Source organism: Candidatus Methylomirabilota bacterium (genome assembly GCA_035709005.1).
Lineage (GTDB): Bacteria > Methylomirabilota > Methylomirabilia > Rokubacteriales > CSP1-6 > 40CM-4-69-5.
Genome location: DASTFB010000113.1, coordinates 1 through 6,656, shown reverse-complemented (window position 1 = coordinate 6,656; position 6,656 = coordinate 1). Strand labels below are relative to the sequence as shown.

General features: G+C 69.1%; 8 protein-coding genes. All 8 read right to left on the bottom strand.

Annotation, left to right across the window (positions count from 1 at the left end; all coding sequences use genetic code 11):
• Positions 1 to 1,229 (bottom strand): Glu/Leu/Phe/Val dehydrogenase (locus VFR64_20555; GenBank protein HET9492129.1); only part of this gene is annotated, 1,229 nt, incomplete at its 3' end.
• Positions 1,230 to 1,254: 25 nt separating this feature from the next.
• Positions 1,255 to 1,929 (bottom strand): amino acid ABC transporter permease, encoded by a 675-nt coding sequence (locus tag VFR64_20550; protein ID HET9492128.1) that lies wholly within the window; start codon positions 1,927 to 1,929, stop codon positions 1,255 to 1,257.
• A gap of 3 nt (positions 1,930 to 1,932) precedes the next feature.
• On the bottom strand, positions 1,933 to 2,652 hold the full coding sequence (locus VFR64_20545) for an amino acid ABC transporter permease (GenBank protein HET9492127.1): 720 nt from the start codon (positions 2,650 to 2,652) through the stop codon (positions 1,933 to 1,935).
• Positions 2,653 to 2,670: 18 nt separating this feature from the next.
• Entirely contained in the window at positions 2,671 to 3,522 is an 852-nt protein-coding gene (locus tag VFR64_20540; protein HET9492126.1) for a transporter substrate-binding domain-containing protein, read from the bottom strand.
• A 10-nt stretch (positions 3,523 to 3,532) separates the two neighbouring features.
• On the bottom strand, positions 3,533 to 4,273 hold the full coding sequence (locus VFR64_20535) for an amino acid ABC transporter ATP-binding protein (protein HET9492125.1): 741 nt from the start codon (positions 4,271 to 4,273) through the stop codon (positions 3,533 to 3,535).
• Positions 4,270 to 4,773, bottom strand: a complete 504-nt coding sequence (locus VFR64_20530) for a biotin/lipoyl-containing protein (protein HET9492124.1) — start codon at positions 4,771 to 4,773, stop codon at positions 4,270 to 4,272. Before VFR64_20530 ends, VFR64_20535 begins: the two co-directional genes overlap by 4 nt.
• Positions 4,770 to 6,242 (bottom strand): acetyl-CoA carboxylase biotin carboxylase subunit, encoded by a 1,473-nt coding sequence (gene accC, locus VFR64_20525; GenBank protein ID HET9492123.1) that lies wholly within the window; start codon positions 6,240 to 6,242, stop codon positions 4,770 to 4,772. The genes VFR64_20530 and accC overlap by 4 nt, the downstream gene beginning before the upstream one ends.
• On the bottom strand, positions 6,239 to 6,656 hold a 418-nt coding region (locus VFR64_20520; protein HET9492122.1), incomplete at its 5' end, for an ABC transporter substrate-binding protein. The genes accC and VFR64_20520, both read right to left, overlap by 4 nt.

Genomic DNA, 6,656 nt, shown 5'->3' with positions numbered 1-6,656 from the left:
CGCCGGCGGTCCTCTTCCGAGAAGAAGCGGCCGGTCGCCTTCTCGACGGCGCTCAGCATCCGGTCGAAGGCCGCCTCCTCGAAGCGCTTGCCCACCCGGCCGAAGCGGACGTGGGAGAGGTTTTTCACCCACTCGAAGTAGGACACCGTCACCCCGCCCGCGTTGATGTAGACGTCGGGGATGATGAGCACTTCCCGCTCGAGCAGGATCGCCTCGGCGGCGGCGGTGGTGGGGCCGTTGGCGGCCTCGGCCAGGATCTTGGTCTTCAGGCGCGGGGCGTTGTCGGCGGTGATCTGGTTCTCCAGCGCGGCCGGCACGAGGATGTCGCACTCGAGCTCCAGGGCCAGGTTGGTCGGCGTGATGTTCCTGGCCCCGGGGAAGTCGAGGAGCGAGCCGCGCTCCTTCTGGTGCTTGATCACGGCTTCGACATCGAGGCCGTCCGGACGGTGGATGGCCCCGTCGCGCTCCGACAGTCCGACGATGATGCAGCCGGCCCCCTGGAGGAACTTCGCCGTGTGGTAGCCCACGTTGCCCAACCCCTGCACGACGACCGTCTTGCCCTCGAGCCCGGGGGAAAGACCCAGCGCCTTCATGTCCTCCTTCACCGAGCAGGCCTCCCGCAGGGCGAAGCAGACACCGCGCCCGGTGGCCTCCACCCGGCCCCGGATGCCGCCCTGGCTCACTGGCTTGCCGGTCACGCAGGCCATGCCGTCGATGGCGCCGGGGTGGAAGGCCGAATAGGTGTCGTAGATCCAGGCCATCTCGCGGGGGCCGGTGCCGTAGTCGGGAGCTGGCACGTCCACGCCGGGACCGATGAAGTTCTTCTTGATGAGCTCGGCCGTGTAGCGGCGGGTCACCTGCTCGAGCTCCTGGGCCGTGTAGTTCTTGGCGTCGATGCGCACGCCACCCTTGGCCCCGCCGAAGGGGACGTCGACGATCGCGCACTTGTAGGTCATCAGCGCGGCCAGGGCCTTGATCTCGTCCTCGTCCACGGTGGGGGCAAAGCGAATGCCGCCCTTGACGGGGATCCGGTGGTGGCTGTGCTGGACCCGCCAGCCCGAGAACACTTCGTAGCCGCGCGAGGTCCGCACCGGGAACTGGACCGCGTAGACGCTGTTGCAGACCTTGATCTGCTCCAGCAGGCCGGGCGGATAATCGCAGAGCGCCGCCGCCTTGTCGAAATAGCTATTGACGGTCTCGAAGAAGCTGGGGGCCGGGGCGTGAGCCATGTCTTGCCTTCTCCCGATCGCCGGCTCAGGCGACGCCGAGCTGTCGCTCGAAGCGCCGGGCCAGGCGCGACATCGAATACGTGAAGATCCAGTAGACCACGGCGATGAACAGGTAGAGCTCGAAGGGGCGGATCTCCCGGTTGTTGACGATCTGGGCGGCCTTGGTGAGGTCGACGTAGCCGATGATCGAGGCCAGCGACGTGTCCTTGAAGAGCACGATCATCTGGGTGACCAGCGAGGGCACCATGTTGCGCAGGGCCTGGGGCAGCACCACGTACGTCATCGTCTTCGCTGCCGTCAGGCCCAGCGCCGTCGCCGCCTCCACCTGCCCGCGGGGCACGGACTGGATGCCGGCCCGCACGATCTCGCCGAAGTAGGCCGCCTCGAAGATCACGAACGCGGTGAGGGCCACCCCGTACTCCGGAATCGGCAGGCGCAGGAGCTGGGGAATGATGAACCAGATCCAGAAGATCACCATGACCAGCGGCACGCCCCGGAAGAACTCGACGTAGACGGTGGCCGGCAGCCGGATCCAGGGCTGGCCGGCCAGGCGGGCCAGGCCGACGAAGATGCCGAGCACGAAGCCCAGGATCATGGCCGGGATGGCCAGCCGCAGGGTGCCGCCGATGAACGGGCCGATGCCGATCAGCCCCTGGACGATCAGGAACTGGAAGTTGTTGACGACGACCCCGATGTCCATCGTCTATCCCGGTCCCACCCGGGCGATCAGCCCGGGAATGGCGTAGTGGCGCTCGAGCCGGCCCATGACCGTCGCGATCGACAGGCACAGCACCAGGTAGATCAGGGTGCCCGCGGTCAGGGCCTCGATGGCCCGGGCCGTGTACGTCTCGATCTGCCGGGTCTGGAACGTCAGCTCGGCCACGCTGATGGTCAGGGCCACCGAGGAGTTCTTCAGCAGATTCAACGATTCGCTGGTGCCCGGCGGTACGATGAGGCGCAGGGCGACGGGCAGGATGACGAGCCGGTAGGCCTGAAACGTGGTGAGCCCGATGGCCTGCGCCGCCTCGAACTGGGTGCGGGGGATCGACTGGATGCCCGAGCGGATCACCTCGCTGAAGCGGGCTCCATGGTAGACCCCCAGCGCGAACATCCCCGCCCAGAACTCGGCGCCGTGGTCGTAGAGCCAGTCCTGGATGGGGCGGGGCAGCAGGGGCGGCACGCCGAAGTACCAGAAGAACATCCACACCAGCAGCGGCACGTTGCGGAAGAACTCGACGTAGGCCGTGGCCGCCCAGCGCAGGGGCCGGAACGTCACCGTGCGCAGGGCTCCCGCCACGATCCCCAGCCCCACGGCCAGCAGCCAGCCCAGCGCCGAGATCTGCACCGTGGTGAGGAGGCCCTGGAGCAGCCAGGCTCCCGACTGGCCGCTCCAGAGCACGCTCCAGTCGAACGTGTAGCTCACGCCGGAGGGTCGGTCGCGCTACTTGCCGATCTGCTTCAGTAGATAGGCCTTCACCTGGGGCGTCATCGGGTACGGCAGCTCGCCCCTGGGGCCGAACCACTTGTCGTAGATCTCGAAGTACTTGCCCGACTCGAACCCCCGGCGCAGCCCGGTGTCGACCGCCACCTTGAGCTTGGCGTCGCCCTTGCGCATGGCCATGCCGTATGGCTCCTCCGAGTAGAAGTCGCCGACCACTTCCCAGTCGTTCGGGTTCGGGGCCTTGGCCTTGATCCCGTAGAGCTGGATGCCGTCATTGGTATAGGCGTCGACCTGGCCCTGGGTCAGGGCCTGGAAGGCGGCCGGCTGATCGGGGAAGGCCCGCAACTGGGCCTGGGGATACTTCTCGCGCAGGATCTTTTCGTTGGTCGAGCCCTGCTGGGTAGCGATCCGCTTGCCGGCGATGTCCTTGATGCTCCGGATGGGGCTGCCCTTCTTCACCATGAACTGCGCCCCCGTGTAGAAGAACGTGAGGCTGAAGTCGACCGACTTGCGCCGCTCGGCCGTGTCGGTCATGGTGCCGGCGATCAGGTCCACGGCGTTGGAGCTGAGCAGCGGGATGCGGGTCGGCGGCGTGGACTCCTTCTTCTCGATCTTGACGGGCCGGCCGACCGCCTTCTCCACCTCGGGCTTGACGAGCATCTCCACCAGGTCGATGGAGAATCCCACCCACTCGTTGTTCTTGTTCACGTAGGCGAACGGCGGCGAGCCCGTGCGGGTGCCGATGGTCAGGACCCCGCTCTGCTTGATCTTGCCGAGCGTGTCCTGGGCGAGCGCCGGCGCCGCCGCCAGTGCGAGGGCCAGGGTGAGGACGAGCGCGAGCATCCGTTTCATCGAACGCCTCCTAGTGTGTGAGGATCTTGGACAGGAACTGCCGCCCCCGGTCGGACTTCGGCGACGCGAAGAACTGGTCCGGCTTGCCCTCCTCCACCACCTGCCCCTCGTCCATGAAGATCACCCGGTGGGCGACCCGGCGGGCGAAGCCCATCTCGTGGGTCACGCACATCATCGTCATGCCCTCGCCGGCCAGGGTGGTCATGACGTCGAGCACCTCGTTGATCATCTCGGGATCGAGGGCCGAGGTGGGCTCGTCGAAGAGCATGATCTTGGGCTGCATGGCCAGGGCCCGGGCGATGGCCACCCGCTGCTGCTGGCCGCCCGAGAGGTTGGCCGGATAGCTCGCGGCCTTGTCGCGCAGGCCGACCCGCTCGAGCAGCGTCCGGGCGATGTCCTGGGCCTCGGCCCGGGTGAGCCTCCGCACCTTCCTCGGCGCCAGCATGATGTTTTCCAGCGCCGTCATGTGGGGAAAGAGGTTGAAGGACTGGAACACCATCCCGACCTGGGTGCGCAGGCGCGAGAGGTTGGCGCTGCCGTTGGTGAGAGTCTGGCCGAGCACGACGATCTCGCCGGCCTGCACGCGCTCGAGCGCGTTGACGCAGCGGATGAGCGTGCTCTTGCCCGAGCCGGAGGGCCCGCACACCACCACCACCTCGCCCGGCGCCACGGTCAGGTTGATGCCGCGCAGGACGTGCAGCGCGCCGAAGTACTTGTCGACGTTGCGGAAGACGATGGCGTCGCCGGTCATGGCCCGATCACCAATAGTACATCCCCGGCGTTCACGGCCTGCCCCGGCGCCACCCGCACCTCGACGACCCGTCCCGCCGCGGAGGCCTTGAACTCGTTCTCCATCTTCATGGCCTCGATGACGACGAGCGTGTCGCCCGGGGCCACGGCGTCGCCGGCCTGCACCGCCACCTGGGTGATCCGCCCGGGCAGCGGGGCCGTGATCGTCCGCGCGCCGCGCGGGGCGCTGGCCCCTCCCCGCGTGCGGATCATGTAGCGCGTGTGTTCCTCGACCTGTACCGTGTGGGTCTCGCCGCCGACGTGCACGAGGCTCACGCCCTCGCGCTCGTCGACGTCGGCGACGTAGGAGACGCCCCCGATGAGCAGCGAGTACATGCCCGGAGCCGTGCGGCGGGCATCGACCTCCCAGACCTGGTCGCCGATCGTCACCCGATAGGCGCCATCGGCCCCGGTGATGTCGACCGGCTCGGCGCGGTCCCCGGTGGTGGCGACGAATTTCATGGGCGGCCCCAGCGCCAGGCACTGCGCGGCGCCGGCAACAGCGCGCTCCGGCCCAGCCCCTCGTAGCGCGCGAGCACGGCGGCGATGACGGCGATGGTGGCCGAGCGCGTCTCGGCCGCAGTGAGATCGGGCATGACGCGGTCGAGGAATCCCGTGGACAGGCGCCCCGCCCTGAAGTCCGGATGGCTCACGACCGACTTCAGCAGAGGGATGGTGGTCTTCAGCCCCACGATGCGGTATTCCGCCAGGGCCCGGCTCATGCGCTCGATCGCGGCGCTCCGGTCGGCGCCCCACACCACCAGCTTGGCGAGCAGGGTGTCGTAGTAGCGCGGCACCGTGTAGCCCTGGTAGATGCCGGAGTCCTCGCGCACCCCGGGCCCGGCCGGCGCCCGCAGCCCGGTGATCGTTCCGGGCGAAGGCAGCCAGCCGCCGAACGGATCCTCGGCGTTGATCCGGCACTCGATGGCCGCGCCCTGCCAGCGGACGTCGCCCTGGGCGTAGCCGAGCGGCTCGCCGGCCGCGACGCGGAGCTGATCGCGGACGAGATCCCGGCCGGTGACGAGCTCGGTCACCGGGTGCTCCACCTGCAGGCGCGTGTTCATCTCGAGGAAATAGGCGTTCCCTTCGGCGTCGACGAGGAACTCCACCGTCCCGGCGTTGACGTAGCCGGCCGTCCGGGCCACGCGGCAGGCGGCCTCGCCCAGGCGCTGGCGCACCGCGGCGTCGACCACGGGCGAGGGACACTCCTCGACCAGCTTCTGGTGACGGCGCTGAATCGAGCACTCGCGCTCGCCCAGGTGGACGACGTGGCCGTGGCTATCCGCCATCACCTGCACCTCGATGTGGCGCGGCTCGGCGATGGCGCGCTCCAGGTAGATGGAGGCGTCCCCGAAGGCGCTGCCGGCCTCCCCGCGCGCCAGGCGGAGGGCCGGCTCCAGCTCCTCGGGCCGGCGCACGAGCCGCATGCCCTTGCCGCCGCCGCCCAGGGCGGCCTTGATCATGACGGGAAAGCCGAGCTCGCGCGCGACCCGGACCGCCTCCTCGTCGCTCCCGAGCGGCTCGAGCGTGCCGGGCACCGTCGGCACGCCCAGCCCGCGGGCCAGCCGGCGAGCCGCCGTCTTGTCGCCCATGGCGCGGATCGCCGCCGCCGGCGGACCCACGAACGTCAGGCCGGCCTCGGCGCAGGCCTCGGCGAAGGCCGCGTTCTCGGCGAGGAACCCGTACCCGGGATGGACGGCATCGGCGCCGGCGGCCTTGGCCACGCGGACGATGCGCTCGATGGCCAGGTAGCTCTCGGTGGCCGGGGCCGGCCCGATGGGGTACGCCTCGTCGGCCATCAGCACGTGCAGGGCCTCGCGGTCCGCCTCGGAGAACACGGCCACGGTGCCCAGCCCGAGCTCGCGGCAGGCCCGGATGACGCGCACGGCGATCTCGCCGCGGTTGGCGACGAGGACCTTGGCGATCCTCACTCGGACAACTCGCGCGCCGCCGCCTCGACGAAGCTGGTGTTGACGATGTCCCGCAGGGGGATCATGGACTTCATGAAGCCGTGCTTCACCCACCAGGTCATCTGCGTCTCGATGTCGGAGACCAGCAGCCGACCGTTCCGATCCTGGTAGGGGAAGCCCAGCTTGATGATTTCGGGCTTGGCTCCCGTGTACTTCGCCGTGATGGCCACCACCTCGTCGTAGTTCGCGCCGGGCCGCGGGCGCCCGTCCTGACGGACGAGGACGGCGTCGTGGTAGTAGCGCGAGGCCTTCACGTAGCCCTTCATGAAGCTCACGGCCCGCGCCCGATCGGCGGCGAGCCGGGGCGAGTAGAAGATCGTCGCGATCTGCCAGGGGAAGAGGTCGCCGGCCCAGGCGATGATCTTGCCGAACCCG

Bases quoted from the DNA above. Each gene is read 5' to 3' on its own strand.
- VFR64_20550 (HET9492128.1), bottom strand. From the start codon at position 1,929: ATGGACATCGGGGTCGTCGTCAACAACTTCCAGTTCCTGATCGTCCAG.
- VFR64_20540 (HET9492126.1), bottom strand. From the start codon at position 3,522: ATGAAACGGATGCTCGCGCTCGTCCTCACCCTGGCCCTCGCACTGGCG.
- VFR64_20535 (HET9492125.1), bottom strand. From the start codon at position 4,273: ATGACCGGCGACGCCATCGTCTTCCGCAACGTCGACAAGTACTTCGGC.
- VFR64_20530 (HET9492124.1), bottom strand. From the start codon at position 4,773: ATGAAATTCGTCGCCACCACCGGGGACCGCGCCGAGCCGGTCGACATC.